Origin of the sequence: Proteiniphilum sp. UBA1028 (assembly GCF_002316955.1) — a bacterium.
GTDB lineage: Bacteria > Bacteroidota > Bacteroidia > Bacteroidales > Dysgonomonadaceae > Proteiniphilum.
Genome location: NZ_DCEN01000033.1, coordinates 1 through 871, shown reverse-complemented (window position 1 = coordinate 871; position 871 = coordinate 1). Strand labels below are relative to the sequence as shown.

The following is an 871-nucleotide window of genomic DNA, read 5'->3' as shown; positions in this document are numbered from 1 at the left end:
TGATCACAATCGATCCGGGATCGGCACCACCGTAGAGATAGTCGCCTTTTTGGTTCGCTTTCCGGACGAGGTCGGCGCCCAACACCCAACGGGAGTGTCCACGTGAGGGAAAGTTAAGCTTTGCATCTGCCCCCAGGTAGAGGTCCCGGATCTTCAGGTGTGAGGCTGGCATAATATAGTTGTCATCCGTCACCGTGTAAAGCGCATGGAGGCCCGCTTTCCAGCTATACTCCTGCCCTGCATTGCGGAAGAAGTCGTACGACAGGCGGTAGGTATCACGCCGGTATGTGGAGCGGACGCTGCTGTAGAGATCGACCCATTGCTGTACCTCATAGCTGTTGTCCAGCACCTGTACAAACTCGATACCATCCGTTCTACTGCTGCGGTAGGAGAAATCCAGCCGGTTCAGGTTCACTCCTTCATGCAGGAGTGCCGCATGTCCATAGAGTTCCTGCTGGCGGATAGTTCCCTCTTTCCGGGGTTTGGTGATGTCCCTCACCGCCTCTTCCACGCGGAAGCTGTATCCCCCTTCTGCGAAAAAGCGAAGAGCTTGTTGTTGCCAGCCGTACTGCAGGCCGGCACCCACTTTGTTGGCATCGTAAATGAAGCTGCCCAGGGACTGCAGGCCGCCGATCACGGCAGTATAATGGTTACCCAATCCCCGCATCACAAACACATTCTGGTTTACCTGGTCATCGCTGTTGCTATGGCCCCGCGTCTCCTGGATCATATTCTCATACTCCAGGCTGAGCCCCACGCGATGGGAACCCATGATTGCCGCGATGCCCGGCTTCACATGGATGGAGTAGCGGAAAAGTTCCGAACGGGGGTCCATCTGTTTGGCACCTGTCTCCGCTTTGTATTCCGCCTG

General features: G+C 56.0%; 1 protein-coding gene. It reads right to left on the bottom strand.

The genetic code is table 11. The features are described from left to right. Positions 1-871, bottom strand: an 871-nt coding sequence (locus tag B3Z75_RS04740) for a DUF6850 family outer membrane beta-barrel protein (protein ID WP_294068231.1), incomplete at both ends; no start/stop codon positions are given.